Below are 17,433 nucleotides of genomic sequence, written 5' to 3'. Positions count from 1 at the left end.
TTTTATCTAATCTTTAAGGTAATAATACTAATTACCGCTAAAATGATTCCGATGATAATTGCACGCACCACGATTTTACTTTCGTGATAACCTAACTTCTGAAAATGGTGATGTAGAGGAGACATCAAAAAGATTCTACGACCTTCACCAAATTTCTTTTTCGTGTACTTGAAATAAGACACCTGTAACATTACTGATAAACTTTCTGCGAAAAATATTCCACACAAAATTGGTAATAATAATTCTTTACGAACGATAATTGCTAAAACAGCAATAATTCCTCCGATTGTTAAACTTCCTGTATCTCCCATGAACACTTGAGCTGGATAGGTATTATACCAAATAAATCCTATCAAACCTCCAAGGAAAGCTCCACAGAAAATCAAGACTTCTTCTGAACGCGGAATAAACATAATGTTCAAATAATCGGCGAACATTAAATTTCCGGAAACGAAAACAAACATCGAGATTGCCGCCATAATCACAGCCGAACTACCTGCTGCTAAACCGTCGATTCCATCTGTTAAATTTGCTCCATTCGAAACTGCTGTAATGATAAAAATTACTGCAAAAATAAAAATCGCTGCAACCGCCCATGTTGGTCGATCTTGCGCATCCATCCAAAATAAAATATCAGAATAGTTAAATTCATTTCCTTTCACGAAAGGCATTGTTGTTTCTAACGTTTTTTCTTCTGAACCAAATTTTATTTGTCGGCTGTATTCTGTTTGTTCTGTTCCTACAGGCGTTTTTACTCTATTTTCTTGATGTTTTACAGTAACTGTTGGACTGAAATAAAGCATTAATCCAACTACAACTCCAAGACCAACTTGTCCTAAAATTTTAAATTTACCTTGTAAACCTTCTTTGTTTTTTCTAAAAACTTTGATGTAATCGTCTAAAAAACCAATCACACCTAACCAAATTGTTGAAACCAACAAAATAATAATGTAAATATTATCTAATCTCGCAAAAAGTAAAGTCGGAATTAATGTCGCCAAAATGATGATTAAACCACCCATTGTTGGCGTTCCTGCTTTTTCGATTTGTCCTTTTAAACCTAAATCACGAACAATTTCGCCCATTTGTTCTTTACGTAAATAACTGATGATTCGTTTTCCGTAAAACAAACTGATGAACATTGCCAATAAAATTGCCATTCCCGCGCGGAAAGACGTGTATTGAAACATACGCGCTCCTGGAAAATGGATACCTTCTAAATAATCAAATAAATAGTATAACATTCTTTATTTGTTCAATATTTTACTCAATTCTGATGCAACTTCTACATCAGAAAAATGTGTTCTTACTCCGTTAATTTCTTGATACGTCTCGTGACCTTTTCCCGCTATTAAAATAATATCTTTTGGTTCGGCCATTTTAAGTGCTGTTTTTATAGCTTCTTTTCGATCTGTAATCTTCAAGGTGCGATTATAAAATTGTGCTTTTACACCAACTTCCATCTCACGAAGAATTTCTTCTGGATCTTCTGTTCTTGGATTATCTGATGTAAAAATGGCAAGATTAGATTTTTCGCTCGCGATATCCGCCATTTCAGGACGTTTTGTTTTATCACGATCTCCACCGCAACCTACAACTGTTATTAATTTTTCATTTTTGGTACGAATTCCTTCTATTGTATCCAATACATTTTCTAACGCATCAGGCGTATGTGCATAATCTACGATTACGATAATTCCTGATTCTGTTTTGAATGTTTGAAAACGACCATCAACATTTCCAAGTGTGCTCAACGCTTTTAGAACTTCTAATTCATCTTGTCCTAAAATTGACGCTACACCAAAAACTAATAATAAATTATATGCATTGAATTGACCAATTAATGATGTCCAGAATTCTTTTCCATTGAATTCTAATTGCATTCCATCAAATTGGTGTTCAATAATTTTTCCTTTAAAATCTGCATCAGTTTTTAGCGCATACAATTTTTTCGTAGCAACTGTATTCTGAAGCATTACTTTTCCGTTTTTATCATCTGCATTCGAAATTGCCGTAGACGTTTTTGGCAAATCGTCGAAGAATTTCTTTTTTGCTGCAAGATAATTTGCAAACGTTTTGTGATAATCTAAATGATCGTGTGTGATATTCGTAAATCCAGCCACTTCAAAATGCAAACCAGCAATTCTATTTTGATGAATTCCGTGCGAAGAAACTTCCATAAAAGCAAATTCGCATCCTCTATCTACCGCTTCGCGAAACATTTTGTTCAATGTCAAAATATCTGGCGTTGTATGGGTAGACGGAATCACTTCACCATCAATCACAATTTTAATCGTCGAAATTAATGCACAAGCATAACCTAATTTTGTAAACAATTCGTACAACAAAGTTGTCGTTGTTGTTTTTCCATTCGTACCTGTAACTCCAACAAGTTTTAAATCTTTTGTTGGATTTCCATAAAAGTTAGAAGCTAAAATTCCTAATGCAATCGTTGAATTTTCAACTTTCACATACGTTATTCCATCAACTAAATTTTCTGGCAAAACTTCGCAAACAATTGCTTTAGCACCTAAACCAATCGCTTTTTCTATATACTGATGACCGTCAACTGTAACTCCATTTACAGCAACAAAAACATCATCGTTTGATACTTTTCTTGAATCAAATTGAATATTATTGACTTCAACTTTTGTTGAACCAATCGTTTCTGAGATGGAAACTTTATATAATACATCAACTAAATTTCTCATCCTTCCAACATTAAATAAATTGTCTCACCCTTCTTAAATCTTGTTCCCGCAGGAATGGATTGATTTGTTACTTTTCCAAACCCTGAATATTGTACATCTAACCCTAAATTTTCTAATACCGGAATTGCTTTAGATCCTGTATGACCAGTCACATTTGGCACTATATTTTTAGAATTACTAACATTAATATCATCTCCTTTTTTAAACTCTTTCACCGCGTTCTTTTTTACTAAATCGCGTGGCAAAGGTATGGGAGTTTTTGAATATACCCAATCGGCAATTTTCTTAAAAACCGGAGCAGTTACACTACCTCCATAAAACCCTTTGGCTGTATTTGGCTTGTGCACAACAACAATACAAGAATACTTTGGTTTTTCTGCTGGAAAATATCCTGCGAATGATGCACGATATTGCATTCCTTTACCGTCTCGCTTCCAATAATCAACACGAGCAGTACCTGTTTTACCAGCAATATCGTAATTACTATTACTAATAATACGTCCCGTTCCTTGTTCTACTGCTCCTCGAAGCATTTCTTGCATTTGTTTTACATTTTCCAAAGAAGTTAATTGATCAACCAAAACAACTGGTTCGAAAATTTTATCAGGTTCACCTTTACGTGTGATTTTATCCATAAATAATGGTTTCAACATTTTACCATTATTTGCCACTGCGTTGTAGAAAGTCACAATTTGAATTGGAGTTAACTGTAAACCATATCCATAACCCATTACAGGTAACGTAATATTACTCCAAGATTTACTATCTGGACGGTGCATAATTGGACTTCCTTCTCCAAGAATATCAACTCCAAGAGGCGAAGTCATATGCCATTTATCCATTTTTTTGAAGAAAGCTTTTGGATTTTCTCCGTAATATTTATTTATAATTTTAGCTGTACCAATGTTAGACGATTTTTTCATCACGCCATCTACAGTCAATGTTCCGTATCCGTGTGTATCTGTAATCGTACGACCATAGAATTTATAACTTCCACCTCCCGTTTCTACTGTCGAGTTTTTATTAATAAAACCATCATCCATTGCTGCAAGCAACGAAACTGTTTTGAAAGTAGATCCTGGTTCTGCAGCTTCACCAACCGCATAATTATAATCGTCTATATATGTTCCATCTTTTTTACGAGATAAATTCACAATTGCACGAACTTTCCCTGTCTGAACTTCCATCACGACTACACTTCCGTGTTGCGCCTCAAATTCAGAAAGTTGTTTGTACAAAGCATCGTAAGCAACCATTTGTAAATCGGCATCTATTGTTGTGTAAACTGATGAACCCGCTTGGGGCTCTTGCTCCCAACTTTTCATTGGTTTCCATTTTCCACGTCCCATAAATTGCTCCCAACGACGACCTTCAATACCGCTTAATAAGTCAGAATAAGCTCCTTCTAACCCAACTTTTCCGCGTTGATCATCGTAACCAATTGTACGAACACCAATGTCTTGAACAATTAATTCTCGTTTTGACTCAGTTTCATGAATAAATCCACCTTTGTTTTGACCTTTGTTGAAGATTGGAAATTTTTTGATGCGTTGATATTGCTCATAATCCAAATCTTTTACTAACATCATGTAGCGATTCTTCTTTTTACGTTCTGTCGAAAATTTGTCGTAAAAATAAGAAGGTGATTTTGTAAACATCTTACCTAAAGAATCGGCAAGATTGTGCATTTCTGTTTTAAATAATTCATCTTTGATCACCGTCAAATCCACATAAACATTGTGTTTTGTAACAGTTGTAGCCATTAATGCGCCATTAGAAGCATATAAATTACCACGCTCCGCCGTAACGGTATCTAATCTAAAATTATTCTTTTCAGCAAAACGCTCTAATTCAACCCCTTCTACAATATTAATTCGAAACATAAAAACAATAATAAAGATGGCCCAAATCGCTAGCGCGCCGGCAAATACCCATCCTTTGATGACAATATTGTTTTTATTTTTCGCTGACTTCGTCATAAACTTTGTCTACTATATAATAAGGTTGTTTATCTGGAATTTTCAAACCATACACTGCTGTACGCTCCAAAATTTCCGTTTCTAATTGCATACGCATCAAATCGCGATGCTTATCTGTATATTGAGATTTTAAATCTTCTACTTTATCTTGTAATTCAGCGATTCGAACCACTTTACGATCAACTAAATGCGAACTCGAAATACTCAAAAAAGCCAAACCTACCAGATACAACATGAACTTCCAGTTTTGTTCTGAGCCAGTTTTGATTAAAAACTCACCTCTCAACAAACCTGTAAAAGTTTTTTTCTCTGGTAATATTTTTTTCTTTTTTGCCATTCCTATTTCTTAATCCTCATTACGAACCGCAATACGCATTTTCGCACTACGCGCTCTTGGATTTTCATTAATTTCTTCTTGCGTTGGCACAATCACCTTTGATTGTAAAGGTTTGAAAGGTGCCGACCAATTTCCAAAAACATCACGTTCAGGTTCACCTTCAAACATTCCGTTTTTCATGTAGCGTTTTGTTAAACGATCTTCTAACGAATGATACGAAATAATCACCAAACGACCACCTGGTTTTATCACTTCTCCACATTGCGTTAACATCTCTTTCAATGCAGCCATTTCATCATTTGCTTCGATTCGTAATGCCTGAAACATTTGAGCGAAAAATTTATTTTCTTTCATTTTTGGAATGAATGAAAAAATTTGCTTCAACTCATCAATTGTATTAATTTGTTTATCTGCTCTTGCTTTCACAACTTCTCTCGCCAAACGATACGAACCTTGCAATTCTCCAAAATCATAAAAAACACGAGCAAGATCTTCTTCTTCGTATTCATTAATAATTGTTTTGGCAGAAAGTTTTGCATTCTGATTCATTCGCATATCCAATTCTCCATCAAAGCGAGTTGAAAAACCACGTTCTGGCGTATCAAACTGATGAGAAGAAACTCCCAAATCACCCAAAACACCATCCACTTGTTTTATTCCACGAAATCTTAAATTATTTTTCAAGAATCTAAAATTTTGCTCAACTAACTCAAATCGATTATCATCAATTTTATTGCGAACCGCATCCACATCTTGATCAAATGAAAATAATTTTCCATTTTGATCCAAACGACTTAATATTTCACGTGAGTGACCTCCACCCCCGAACGTACAATCTACATATATACCTGATTCGTTAATAATTAACGCATCAACACTATCTTTTAATAATACTGGATTATGATATTCACTCATCTTCTCCTAAATTTCCCATTACATCTTCTGCCAAAGAAGCAAAATCTAAATCATCTACATTAATCGACTCTTCATATTTGTCTTTATCCCAAATCTCGATCATGTTTACAGAAGAATTAAGAACTACTTCTTTATTAATTTCTGCAAATTTCACTAAATCTTTTGAAATCTGTAGCCTTCCATTCGCATCAACTTCGACAATTTTTAATCCAGCCGTAAAAATTCTAATAAAATCATTGTTTTTCTTCACAAATCGATTCAATTTATTCAAATCATTCATCACTTTTTCCCATTCTTTCATAGGGTGCAGTTCTAAACAATTTTGAAACACAGATCTTTTCAACACAAAGCCATCTTCCAAACATTCAGCAAGTTGTTTCTTCAAACCCGCTGGTATTGGGAGCCTACCCTTTGTATCTACCTTACACTCATATGTTCCAATTAATGAATTCATGATAGAATTTTTCCAAAAATAAATAAAATATTACCACAAATTACCATTTTTTACCACTTTTATTGAAATAGTTATCAACAATTTAAAATTTAGTATCAGATAGTTATGTTTTTTCTAACGCTAACCCCATGTATAAAATGAGAAATAATGTTTATATAGACCTTGTTTTGATAAGTGATTAATATGGATTGTTAAAGTTTTTCATATAAACCACGAAAAAAAAAATATAATTAATTAAATTTGTCGACTTAATATCGAGTAAATGTTTTTTAGCTTAAAGAAAAAAGATAAGTTCTCTTACATAGAAGAAGGAGAAGGACAACCAATTGTTTTGCTTCATGGATTAATGGGTGAACTTAGCAATTTCAGCTCACTTACAAATTATTATGCACAAAGAGGATATAAGGTTTTCGCACCAGAATTGCCATTATATTCTTTATCTGTCATCAATACTAATATCAAAAATATTGCAAAACATGTTGCAAATTTTATTGAAGAAGTCGTTAAAGAACCAGCTATTTTAGTTGGAAATTCTTTAGGAGGACATATTGGTTTGATGGTTTGTCACAGACATCCAGAATATGTAAAAGCACTTTGTTTAACAGGAAGTTCTGGTTTGTACGAAAAATCTTTTGGAGAAACTTATCCAAAACGTGGTAATTACGAATATGTAGAACGTAAAACGCGCGAAGTTTTTTACGATCCTGCTATCGCGACAAAAGAAATTGTAGATGATGTTTTTGACACTGTAAATGACAGAAATAAAGCTATCAAAACTTTATATATCGCAAGAGACGCGATCAAATCTAACATGAAAGATGATTTAAAAGACATCAAAATGCCTGTTTGTTTGATTTGGGGAAAACAAGATAATGTAACTCCACCAGAAGTTGCAATAGAATTTGAAGAAGAATTACCAGACGCTTCTTTATTTTGGATTGATAAATGTGGGCACGCTCCAATGATGGAACACCCTGAATTATTCAACGAAATTTTATACAAATGGCTAATCGAAAAACAATTAGATCCAGCCACTAAAGCATAATTATGATTAAAAAAGCTGAATTCGTAAAAAGTTCGCAAAAATATACAGATTGTCCAGATCCTTTCAAACCAGAATACGCATTTATTGGGCGTTCTAATGTTGGAAAATCATCATTAATCAATATGTTAGCAGATAAAAAAGCATTAGCTAAAACTTCTGCAACTCCAGGTAAAACTCAATTGATTAATACATTCGAAATGGACGATACTTGGTATTTAGCCGATTTACCAGGTTATGGTTTTGCTAAAGCACCAAAAGGTGTTCGTGGTGGTTTCAATAAAATGATTTATGATTACATTGAGTTTCGTAAAAACTTGGTCAATGTTTTTTTATTGATTGATTCTCGACACACGCCTCAAAAAATAGATTTACAGTTTATGGAATGGTTAGGAAACAAACAAATTCCGTTTGCGATTGTGTTTACAAAATTAGACAAACTAACGAGTACACAAATGCAAAAAAACTTGAATCACTACAAAAACGAGTTATTAAAAACTTGGGAAGAATTACCAAAAATATTTACAAGTTCGGCTTCGAGTAAAATTGGTAAATTAGAAATCTTAGGCTACATTGATAGTTTGAACGAACATCTTGTAGACGAGTTTAAGAAAGAACAATACAAAAAAGAATATTAAAAAAGTCGGAACATAGTTCCGACTTTTTTGTTTATTACTCTCCTAATTCAGCAGATTTTGTTTTCAAATCATTGATACAAGGTTCTATTAATTTCATTAATCGTTCTTGTAATTCAGGTGTTGGATTATTCATTTGCATCATTTCTGTATATGTAAATTCATCCATCATTTTATCTGTCGAACAGTCACAATATTTTGTAATCAGCTCTTTTTTAGCCGCAGATATCCCTGGTGTTATTGCCGCTTGTTCACAAGCCGTCATTGCCTGAGCTTTTTGCTCTGTATTGTTTTTATCAGCTTTCAAATTACAGCTAATAATGGTTAATCCAAAGATTAATCCTAAAATAATTTTATCCATAGGTAATAGATTTTAATCTTGTTAAGATAATGATTATTAATTATTTCACAAAATTATTCACAGCTTCAACATAACCTGGTAAACCTTTTCCTGAAATAATTTTTAGACAACTTTCACCTGTTACACTATTTTTTCTGAAATCTTCGCGCGCATAAATATCCGAAATATGAACTTCTATCACTTTAGTCGTAATCGCTTTTATCGCATCTGCAATCGCATACGAATAATGCGTATACGCACCAGCATTCAAGATAATTCCGTCATATTTAAAACCAATTTCGTGCAATTTATCAATAATATCTCCTTCGTGATTTGATTGAAAATAATGCAACGAAACTTCTGGAAATTGCTTTCTCAATTCATGTTCAAAAAAATCTTCGAAAGTTTGTGTTCCATAAATCTCTGGTTCGCGAACGCCAAGTAAATTTAAATTAGGTCCGTTTATAATTTGTATTTGTTTCATTTTCTTTATTTTATAAATATAAATTCCTTTTTTAAATCGAAAAACTTTAATTTTTTCTTTTTTTTAATCAATTTTTTACTTTTTATTAAGTTTTGGCACAAACCTTGTATATATACAATCACCAACCTATTATCATATAAAACCAATCTAAACCAAAAAAATCAACCAAACCTTAAAATCTCAGTTAAACTTGATTAACTGAGATTTTTATTTTTAGTATCCATACTTACCTTTCCACTTTTGATTCAGCGATTGTTTATCCACTTGTTCTCGCTTATTATTTCCTGGCTCATAAAAAGTCGTCCCCGAAATTTCATTTGGTAAAAATTCTTGTTCAGCAAAATTTCCTGGAAAATCGTGCGAATATTTATATTCTTTTCCATAATCCAAATCTTTCATCAACTTAGTTGGTGCATTTCGTAAATGCAACGGAACAGGTAAATCCCCTGTTTGTTTCACAACTTGTTGCGCTTTACCAATCGCTAAATAAGTTGCATTACTTTTTGGAGAATTTGCTAAATAAACCGCACATTGACTCAATAAAATACGAGATTCTGGATAACCAATCACCGAAACAGCTTGAAATGTATTATTCGCCAAAATCATCGCTGTTGGATTTGCATTTCCCACATCTTCGGAAGCTGAAATCAACATTCTTCGCGCAATAAATTTCAAATCTTCACCACCTTCAATCATTCGAGCTAACCAATAAACCGCTCCATTTGGATCTGAACCACGAATCGATTTGATAAAAGCTGAAATAATATCATAATGTTGTTCACCCGTTTTATCATAACGCGCTAAATTTTGCTGAATACGTTCATGCACAATTTCATCGTTGATGATGATTTTATCAGTTGGAGAAAAACTATTAATTACCAACTCCAAACCATTCAATAATTTTCTTGCATCACCTCCCGAATATCTTAATAATGCATTTGTTTCAACTAATTCAATATTTAATTTAGATAAAACTGTATCTTTTTTTGTAGCTCGTTCAATCAAATCGACTAAATCTTCTTTTTCGAGATGTTTCAACACATAAACTTGCGCACGTGAAAGCAAAGCTGGCACAACTTCGAAACTTGGATTTTCGGTTGTCGCTCCAATCAAAGTCACCAAACCAGTTTCTACCGCTCCCAACAAACTGTCTTGCTGTGATTTATTGAAACGATGAATTTCATCTATAAATAAAATCGGATTTTTCGTTCCCGAAAACAAATTTTGATTCTTTGCTTTTTCAATTACTTCACGCACTTCTTTCACACCAGAATTTATGGCGCTCAACGTATAAAATGGTCGATCAGTTAATTCGGAAATCAATTGAGCTAGTGTCGTTTTTCCTGTCCCTGGCGGTCCCCAAAAAATCATCGAAGCAATCATATCATGTTGCAACATCATTTTTATTGGTCCGTTTTCGCCCACCAAATGCTTTTGATTAATGTATTCTTCAAGCGTTTTTGGACGCATTCTTTCAGCTAAAGGCGCATTCATAAAATCTTGTTTAGATTTCAAAGTTAGGGAATGTTTTGTCAAAATGAATGATTTTTTGGGCGACATATTTTGGCATTTAGATTTATTTTCTTTGTGTTAGAATAAAAATTAAAATGATGAAGAAAGCGTTAGAATGTGCTTTAATTTTAACAAGAAAGCACCAACTTTTGGGTGATAAAATTGCTTTATCAACTGATTATTTGAAAAAGATTGAACTAAAAGATAAACAATCAGAAATCAATAAACAAATGATTGAGTTTTTGGTCGAATTGCAAGAATTTGTAGAATTTATCAGAGTAAATCAAGAACTTAGATTGATGTATGTTGAATTGGTGAATTATTATTTCACACAAATTCATCATCAAATTAATTTTTATGAAATAGAATTGGACCGTTTAGAATTTGAATCAAAATTCTCAATCAATATGATTAATCAATTTAATCAAAACGAAAAAAATAATGAAATAAATTCTGTTCAAGAAAAACTAAATTTATACTACACGATTATTAATTCGTAGAAAAACGTTTTCGGCATAATTTTTTATTGTAAATTCGACTTAATATTTAGAATTTGAAATGAAAAAATTAACTATGTTTTTTAGCTTAATGATTTTATCATTAAGTTTTGCATTTGGTCAACAAACTGAAAAACCAAAAATTTATAGCGAAGAAGCAAATCCGAAAGTAGATATTGCGAATGCGGTACAAAAAGCTTCTGCAGAAAAGAAACACGTTTTATTGCAAATTGGTGGTAATTGGTGCGCTTGGTGTGTGATGTTTGATAAATTGATAAAAGAAAATCAAGAAGTAAAAGATTATATTGCGAATAATTATGAAGTGGTTCATGTAAATTATTCTCAAAAAAATAAAAACGAAGAAACATTAGCTGCATTGAAACATCCAGAGCGTTTTGGATTTCCTGTTTTTGTAATTTTAGATGAGAAAGGAAATTTAATTCACACACAAAACTCAGCTTATCTTGAAAGCAAAGAAGTGAAAGGACATGATCCGAAAGTTGTGTTAGAGTTTTTACAAAACTGGTCTTACAAAGCATTAGATCCAGCGAGTTATACTAAAAAATAATATGCGTTAAGCACGTATCGTATAGAGAATCAATCAGCAAAAGCATAAACTTTTTAGATTGATTCTTTTTTATTTCGGTTATTGATTAACTTTGTGAGATGAACAAAATTTTGGTTACACCATTTATTCTGTTGGTAAGATTTTATCAATTAGCGATTTCTCCTTGGATGGGAAGCAATTGTAGATATCAACCAACTTGCTCTTCTTATATGATAGAGGCGCTAAAAGAACATGGTTTGCTAAAAGGTTTGTGGCTCGGAACAAAAAGAATTGGTCGCTGTCATCCTTGGGGAGGACATGGATACGACCCTGTACCTAAAAAGAAAAATTAATGATTAACTTAATTTCGTTTATCGATTGGAATCCAAAACCTTATTTATTTGAAATAGCAGGATTCAAAGTACATATTTACAGTTTATGTTGGATAGTTGCCTTTGTAGTAGGCTGGTATTTGATGTCAAATATTTTCAAGAAAGAAAATCAGAAAAAAGAATTACTTGACCCTTTATTCCTTTACACATTTATTGGAGCAATTGTAGGTGCAAGACTCGGAGAATATATTTTTTATGATCCTGCTGCGTTTATTGAACGACCAATCGAAGTTTTCTTACCTGTACAACACTCACCAGGACAAAGTGCTTTCTTTGGATTATTACAAGATTACGAATTTGTAGGATTTAGTGGACTTGCAAGTCACGGAGCTGCATTAGGTGTAATTTTAACTTCCTATTTATTTAGTAGAAAATATTTGCATCGTAATGTATTGTGGTTGTTAGACCGTATTGCTGTTGTTGTTCCTTTTGGTGGAGCTGCGGTTCGAATTGGAAATTTTTACAACTCAGAAATTGTAGGAAAAGCATCAGAATTACCTTGGGCAGTAAAATTTCATCAACAAAGTTTGGGATATGGAGAAGTAATTCCTCGTCATCCAGCTCAAATTTATGAAGCGATTGGATATGTTATCTTAGGAATTATTATGCTTTATATGTACAACAAAACAGATAAGACAAAATATTTGGGAGCTTTGTTAGGCATATTCTTATTTTTATTATTTTTAATACGATTTGTTGTTGAGTTCTATAAAGAAAATCAAGGAGAAGAAGCAGTTGCTCAAATGTTGAATATAGGATTAAACAATGGTCAAATCTTAAGTATTCCTTTTATGTTAATCGGTTTATACTTATTTATCTCTTCTAAAAATAGATTAGATATCAATCAACCTTAGAATTATTATAAACTTAGAAATAAATTATAGACTTATGGGATTTTTTAAAGAATTTAAAGAGTTTGCAGTAAAAGGTAACGTAGTAGATTTAGCTGTCGGTGTAGTTATCGGTGGTGCCTTTGGTAAAATTGTTACTTCTTTAGTTGAAGATATCATTACGCCAGCCATTTTAAATCCAGCCTTGAAAGCTATTGACGCTGAAAATTTAGCTGCATTAGTAATTCCAGGAACAGCCATTAAATATGGTAGCTTTTTAGCTGCTGCTATTTCTTTTATAGTTGTTGCATTTGCTTTATTCGTAATGATTAAAGGAATTAACAAATTGAAAAAAGAAGCTCCTGCTGAAGAAGCTGCTCCTGCTGGACCAACACAAGAAGAATTATTGGCTGAAATTCGTGATTTGTTAAAAAACAAATAATTCGTTTTCATTCAAAATGATAAAAAAATGGATCGCAATTGCGATCCATTTTTTTATCGATTATTTTCAAACTCTTAAGAAGCTGCTTGCATTTGCATTTCTTCTCCACCTCCCATTTCTTCTCCATCTGGGCGTTGTTCTTTATTCTTTTCTCTTTCGTTTGTTTTCTTAAAACGATATGTAAACGATAAGTTAATTGAACGTTTCATCCAACGCATACTTTCGTAATTAGTGTAATCTGCTCCATAAGTAGTAGACTCTCTTTTTCTTGAGTTGAACACGTCACGAATATTTAAAGATAATGTAGCTTGTTTCTTGAACAAATCTTTTGATAAAGAGAAATCCATTGACAAATTATCTTCAATTTTTTGTTGAGCGGTTTTCATGCTTCCCATATAATTTCCAGCAACCTGAATTTTGAAATCTGCAGGTAATATAAAGTTAGAAGACAAACGTCCACGAGAACTAAATCCGTCTCCAGAGAAATCTTGCGTATCTACTTTTGTACTTTCTACTCCTGTTACAGGATCTTTTACAACGTTTGTTTCTTCGTAGAAACCTGTTCTATTGTATCCAAATAAATTTACATTGAACATCAAACTCCACCATTTAGCTGGTTTGTAAGTCGCTGTTAAATCTAAACCATAACGATCTTCATCACCAATGTTGATTGGTTTTGTAATAAATACTTCATCTCCGTTATCGTTATAATTTTTACGTTGAAACTGATTAATCATATCAGTTGTTCTTTGGTAAAATAAACTTGGCGTTACCATCAACTTTCCTACAGTTGTGATATAAGCTAACTCGTATGAATTTGTATAAGTAGGATTAAGATCTGGATTACCATTTCTTACATTTCTATCATCTGTTGCAGAAAAGAAAGGCATTAACATGAATCCCATTGGACGACGAACACGACGAGAATAACTTAATTGTAATTCGTTTTTCTCAGTAAACTTATAATTCAACGTTAATGTTGGGAATAAATCTGTATATTTTTTTGAAATATTTTCTCCGCTTGTGTAGTTTTTGATTTTCATATCAGAACTCTCTAAACGTAAACCTGCGAAGTATTGAAATTTTTCTCCAATCGCATTTCCATATTGTGCATAAGCCGCAAATACATTTTGTTGATTATCTACATTTGCAAAGAATCTACTATCTTCTTCATAATCTCCAGCGTCAGTTAAAAAGAATGTTTTGTTATTAGTTTTCGTATCACTAAAATCTGCACGAGCACCTAATTCAAATTTTCCTTTTTCACCAATCGGACGAACATAATCTGCTGTCAACACTACATTTTTCTGATCTTCTAAATTATCAGTAATACGATTTGTAATTTCATCTACATAGTTACCTGTAGTTTTGTCTAATACTTTTGTCAAACCATTAACAAAACCATCTTCGTCTTCTTTTTGAGACGAAAAACGTCCTGTGAATGCAAATTCATGACCTTTTTTATCAAACTCGTGTTTATAATTAAAATCTAAATCAAAGTTATTTTCGATTTCTTTCTCTTTCTGAAGATTATATTCATTCTTCAAGAAAGTCATTGCATTATCAAAGTAATTATAATCAACTAAAGCATTGTTATTTCCATTATTGTAACGATAACCTGCAGATAAACCTATTGTATTTTTATCATCTAAATAATATTCTCCACCCAAACGAATGTTGTAATTTCTACGAATTCTATTATTATCTCGGTTTGTAGATCTATATTGTTTTACAACATCTGTTCCTTCATTATAACTTGTCATAAAAGCAGAACCTTCACCTTCTCTATCCATATAACGAGAACCTAAAGTTGTAAAAATGTTATATTTTTTTGTTTTATAATTCAAGTTTACATTTCCTCCAACCATTTTAGGAATTCCTCCATTCAAGGTTACAGAACCATTAAAACCTGTATTAGAACCTTTTTTCAATACAATATTGATGATCCCCGCAGAACCTGAAGCTTCGTAACGAGCAGAAGGGTTTGTTACCAATTCAATACGTTCTACATTTTCGGCTGGAATATTTTTTAAAGCTTCCGCTACATCAGAAACACCCAACATTCCCGAAGGTTTTCCATCAATCAAGAATTTTACATTATCATTTCCTCTCAACGAAACATTTCCTTCTGCATCAACAGAAACCGATGGTACATTTGCTAAAGCATCAGACAATGTTTGACCTTGCGACATTGGATCATTCGCCATATCATACACTTTTTTGTCCAATTCTACTTTATAAATTGGCTTTTCCGCTGTTACAACTGCTGCTCCTAACGAAACTGTTTGCGTCGTTTTTACAGTAAAAGTACCTAGATCTAATGCAGATTCTAAATTAATCTGTTTTTCTATTACATCGTATCCCAATGGCTCAATCACAAGAACATATTGCCCAGCCTTTGCTTCTACTGTAAATTCTCCTTTTGCATCCGTTGCCGCTTCTGCCACAACTCCATCTTCCGAGCTTTCAAGCGATATTGTAGTGTATTCTACAGGTTTGTTTTCACTTGATAAGACTTTCCCTTTAATTTTTAAAAGCTCTTGCGCATTCAATCCTGCACAAACACAAATAAAAATCAAAGCAAATAAACTTCTTAACCTCATTTGTTTAATTTTTCGTTTTGTAGTTTTATAATTTTACAACTTGTTTGACAATCCTTTTTGGAAAAGGTTTAATCGATTTCAAAAATAATTTAAAAAAATATTGGTCGATTATTCATCACAAATGTTACATCTTTTAAAAGATTTCATCATAACCGAAAAATTTTAACATTTATCGTTTTAAACCTTTTTAATTTTTTGAAGTCTTAAGAATAAATAAAACAAAAAAAGTTGATAATTATGAGAACAGCATTTTATAAATATGTAGGATTAGGATTAATTGCTTTCACTTTAACAACTGCTTCAGCGCAAGACAGAAATGAAGGATCGAGAGAGCAGAAATTACAACAATTAAAAAAAGATTTGAACTTGACAGATGCGCAAGTCATCAAAATCAAACAAATTGAGGACAGCTACAAAGACGAAAAAATTGAATTGAAAAAGAAAATGAAAGAAGTTCGTCAAAAGGAGTTTAATGAAATCAATGCTGTTTTTACGCCAGAACAAAAAGCAACATTGAAGGAATTGCACGCCAAAAAACATCAAAATAAAAAAGGAGCTAATTAATAGCTCCTTTTTTATTTAATACAATTATTACAACTTAATACGTTTATCTTTTTTACAAAGCAACTAGGCAATCGTCACAACACCTGAGTTACAAAAACCTTTTACATACATTCTACTGCCACTATGTTGCCTTCATCTTGCCTTGATGTTGGGAGTATCCTGCTACTGTCCCGTCCTAATGACCCGTCCTAAAATAACTATACATGTTTTTAAATAAATCCTGTTATAGTTATACACCAATTGATCTTAATCCTAAATTTACTATACAAGGGAGTTTTGATTATTAAAACTTCTATTATAATTTTTCCATCTTTTCTTTTTAATCGTCTTTGTTCAAATTGAATTTCAATTGTTTTATATATTCATAAGGACGTAACGAAGTCACTTGAAAAAAAAACATCAGAAAAGTGACGTACAGAGGAAAAGCCTCCTAACTCAGCTAAGTCTTTTACAGAATATTTATGGTATGTACTATTTATTTGGTTGATAAATGAAGTAGAGGAGATGCTTGCTTCTCAAATCTACAAAAATCAAATCAATGTTTCTTGTTTTTAATGTATGCTATAATAAGTTATAATGTTTTTTTAATTAATGATTCCCGCTTCGCGGTAATTTTCGCGAGTCCTTAACCACAAAGTATCCGCTGTTGCTTTGCTTAAATCAGCAAACCATCACCGTTTAATCATTTGTTGTAGTAAAAATCAAAACATTTGTATAAAATATTTTAACCATGACTTTTTGTATAAAAAACAACTAAACTAGCATCACAACACCTGAACTACAAAAATCTTTTATATACATTCTACTGCCACTATGTTGCCTTTATCTATTCAAGTATACACTCAAACACTCTTAGTATATGTTGTTTACATTTAGTGAGTGTTCGTAATCAACCTCACCTTATGGGTGTACAATCACCCTCAAAAATTATAATTTATGCTATAATAAGCTCAATTCCTGCTTTCTCTGCTTTGTATTTTATTTTAGTCATCAGTTCATAATAACTCCAATTCCTCAGTACAAATTCTTCTTCTTTAGCTAGCTCGATTTTTTCTTCTTGATCCAATAAAATAAGTGTTCCTGCTTTATATTTGATACAAAAATCAATTAACATTTTACTATAGACATGTGGATATCCTAACGAAAGTT

18 protein-coding genes and 1 pseudogene are annotated in these 17,433 nt (G+C 32.4%); 8 read left to right on the top strand and 11 right to left on the bottom strand.

Annotated features, from left to right (window positions below; all coding sequences use genetic code 11):
* Window positions 1–2: 2 nt before the first annotated feature.
* The 6 genes from mraY to mraZ are packed head-to-tail and all read right to left on the bottom strand — an operon-like array spanning window position 3 to window position 6,396.
* A complete protein-coding gene (gene mraY, locus B3I31_RS09035; protein WP_221855353.1) occupies window positions 3–1,244 on the bottom strand; it encodes a phospho-N-acetylmuramoyl-pentapeptide-transferase in 1,242 nt (413 codons plus the stop codon).
* Window positions 1,245–1,247: 3 nt separating this feature from the next.
* The gene (locus B3I31_RS09030) at window positions 1,248–2,711 is read right to left on the bottom strand and encodes a UDP-N-acetylmuramoyl-L-alanyl-D-glutamate--2,6-diaminopimelate ligase (RefSeq protein ID WP_286494794.1); all 1,464 of its coding nucleotides are present in this window, start codon (window positions 2,709–2,711) and stop codon (window positions 1,248–1,250) included.
* Window positions 2,708–4,690 (bottom strand): penicillin-binding protein, encoded by a 1,983-nt coding sequence (locus B3I31_RS09025; protein WP_221855357.1) that lies wholly within the window; start codon window positions 4,688–4,690, stop codon window positions 2,708–2,710. Before B3I31_RS09025 ends, B3I31_RS09030 begins: the two co-directional genes overlap by 4 nt.
* Window positions 4,668–5,027 carry an FtsL-like putative cell division protein gene (locus B3I31_RS09020; RefSeq protein ID WP_052217625.1) on the bottom strand — a complete coding sequence of 120 codons (360 nt, stop codon included), beginning with the start codon at window positions 5,025–5,027 and terminating at the stop codon, window positions 4,668–4,670. The genes B3I31_RS09025 and B3I31_RS09020 overlap by 23 nt, the downstream gene beginning before the upstream one ends.
* 9 nt (window positions 5,028–5,036) lie before the next feature.
* Window positions 5,037–5,942, bottom strand: a complete 906-nt coding sequence (rsmH, locus tag B3I31_RS09015; RefSeq protein WP_125349647.1) for a 16S rRNA (cytosine(1402)-N(4))-methyltransferase RsmH — start codon at window positions 5,940–5,942, stop codon at window positions 5,037–5,039.
* Window positions 5,935–6,396 (bottom strand): division/cell wall cluster transcriptional repressor MraZ, encoded by a 462-nt coding sequence (gene mraZ / locus B3I31_RS09010; protein ID WP_038332815.1) that lies wholly within the window; start codon window positions 6,394–6,396, stop codon window positions 5,935–5,937. Before mraZ ends, rsmH begins: the two co-directional genes overlap by 8 nt.
* A gap of 262 nt (window positions 6,397–6,658) precedes the next feature.
* Here mraZ and B3I31_RS09005 point away from each other — a divergent pair, with 262 nt between their 5' ends.
* Entirely contained in the window at window positions 6,659–7,441 is a 783-nt protein-coding gene (locus B3I31_RS09005; protein WP_038332809.1) for an alpha/beta fold hydrolase, read from the top strand.
* 2 nt (window positions 7,442–7,443) lie between these two features.
* Complete coding sequence (gene yihA / locus B3I31_RS09000; protein ID WP_084106860.1) at window positions 7,444–8,076, top strand: ribosome biogenesis GTP-binding protein YihA/YsxC; 633 nt, start codon at window positions 7,444–7,446, stop codon at window positions 8,074–8,076.
* 34 nt (window positions 8,077–8,110) lie between these two features.
* Here yihA and B3I31_RS08995 read toward each other — a convergent pair whose 3' ends face one another.
* The 3 genes from B3I31_RS08995 to B3I31_RS08985 form a co-directional block, all read right to left on the bottom strand.
* Window positions 8,111–8,434, bottom strand: a complete 324-nt coding sequence (locus B3I31_RS08995) for a hypothetical protein (protein ID WP_286494797.1) — start codon at window positions 8,432–8,434, stop codon at window positions 8,111–8,113.
* 40 nt (window positions 8,435–8,474) lie between these two features.
* Window positions 8,475–8,897 (bottom strand): type II 3-dehydroquinate dehydratase, encoded by a 423-nt coding sequence (locus B3I31_RS08990; RefSeq protein ID WP_115001756.1) that lies wholly within the window; start codon window positions 8,895–8,897, stop codon window positions 8,475–8,477.
* A 213-nt stretch (window positions 8,898–9,110) separates the two neighbouring features.
* Window positions 9,111–10,391, bottom strand: a complete 1,281-nt coding sequence (locus B3I31_RS08985) for a replication-associated recombination protein A (protein ID WP_221855377.1) — start codon at window positions 10,389–10,391, stop codon at window positions 9,111–9,113.
* Between the two features lie 113 nt (window positions 10,392–10,504).
* Here B3I31_RS08985 and B3I31_RS08980 point away from each other — a divergent pair, with 113 nt between their 5' ends.
* The 5 genes from B3I31_RS08980 (at window position 10,505) to mscL (ending at window position 13,117) form a co-directional block, all read left to right on the top strand.
* Window positions 10,505–10,909 carry a hypothetical protein gene (locus tag B3I31_RS08980; protein ID WP_115001760.1) on the top strand — a complete coding sequence of 135 codons (405 nt, stop codon included), beginning with the start codon at window positions 10,505–10,507 and terminating at the stop codon, window positions 10,907–10,909.
* A gap of 58 nt (window positions 10,910–10,967) precedes the next feature.
* Complete coding sequence (locus B3I31_RS08975) at window positions 10,968–11,474, top strand: thioredoxin family protein (RefSeq protein WP_115001762.1); 507 nt, start codon at window positions 10,968–10,970, stop codon at window positions 11,472–11,474.
* A gap of 98 nt (window positions 11,475–11,572) precedes the next feature.
* Window positions 11,573–11,806, top strand: a complete 234-nt coding sequence (gene yidD / locus B3I31_RS08970; protein WP_125349653.1) for a membrane protein insertion efficiency factor YidD — start codon at window positions 11,573–11,575, stop codon at window positions 11,804–11,806.
* Entirely contained in the window at window positions 11,806–12,699 is an 894-nt protein-coding gene (gene lgt, locus B3I31_RS08965; RefSeq protein ID WP_219034371.1) for a prolipoprotein diacylglyceryl transferase, read from the top strand. The genes yidD and lgt overlap by 1 nt, the downstream gene beginning before the upstream one ends.
* A gap of 34 nt (window positions 12,700–12,733) precedes the next feature.
* Window positions 12,734–13,117, top strand: a complete 384-nt coding sequence (gene mscL, locus B3I31_RS08960) for a large conductance mechanosensitive channel protein MscL (RefSeq protein WP_291060640.1) — start codon at window positions 12,734–12,736, stop codon at window positions 13,115–13,117.
* Between the two features lie 74 nt (window positions 13,118–13,191).
* On the opposite strand, the gene B3I31_RS08955 is transcribed toward mscL, so the two are convergent.
* A complete protein-coding gene (locus tag B3I31_RS08955; RefSeq protein WP_291060642.1) occupies window positions 13,192–15,720 on the bottom strand; it encodes an outer membrane beta-barrel family protein in 2,529 nt (842 codons plus the stop codon).
* A gap of 237 nt (window positions 15,721–15,957) precedes the next feature.
* On the opposite strand from B3I31_RS08955, the gene B3I31_RS08950 reads away from it, so the two are divergent.
* Window positions 15,958–16,284: a Spy/CpxP family protein refolding chaperone gene (locus B3I31_RS08950; protein ID WP_038332782.1), complete on the top strand. Its 327-nt coding sequence runs from the start codon at window positions 15,958–15,960 to the stop codon at window positions 16,282–16,284.
* Between the two features lie 934 nt (window positions 16,285–17,218).
* On the opposite strand, the pseudogene B3I31_RS08945 reads toward B3I31_RS08950, so the two are convergent.
* A pseudogene (locus B3I31_RS08945) lies at window positions 17,219–17,433 on the bottom strand (hypothetical protein); the annotation flags it as partial.

This window comes from Empedobacter sp. UBA3475, assembly GCF_002378465.1.
GTDB classification, from domain to species: domain Bacteria; phylum Bacteroidota; class Bacteroidia; order Flavobacteriales; family Weeksellaceae; genus Empedobacter; species Empedobacter falsenii_B.
The sequence above is the reverse complement of the archived record's forward strand: the minus strand, read 5'-3'. Positions and strand labels throughout refer to the sequence as shown.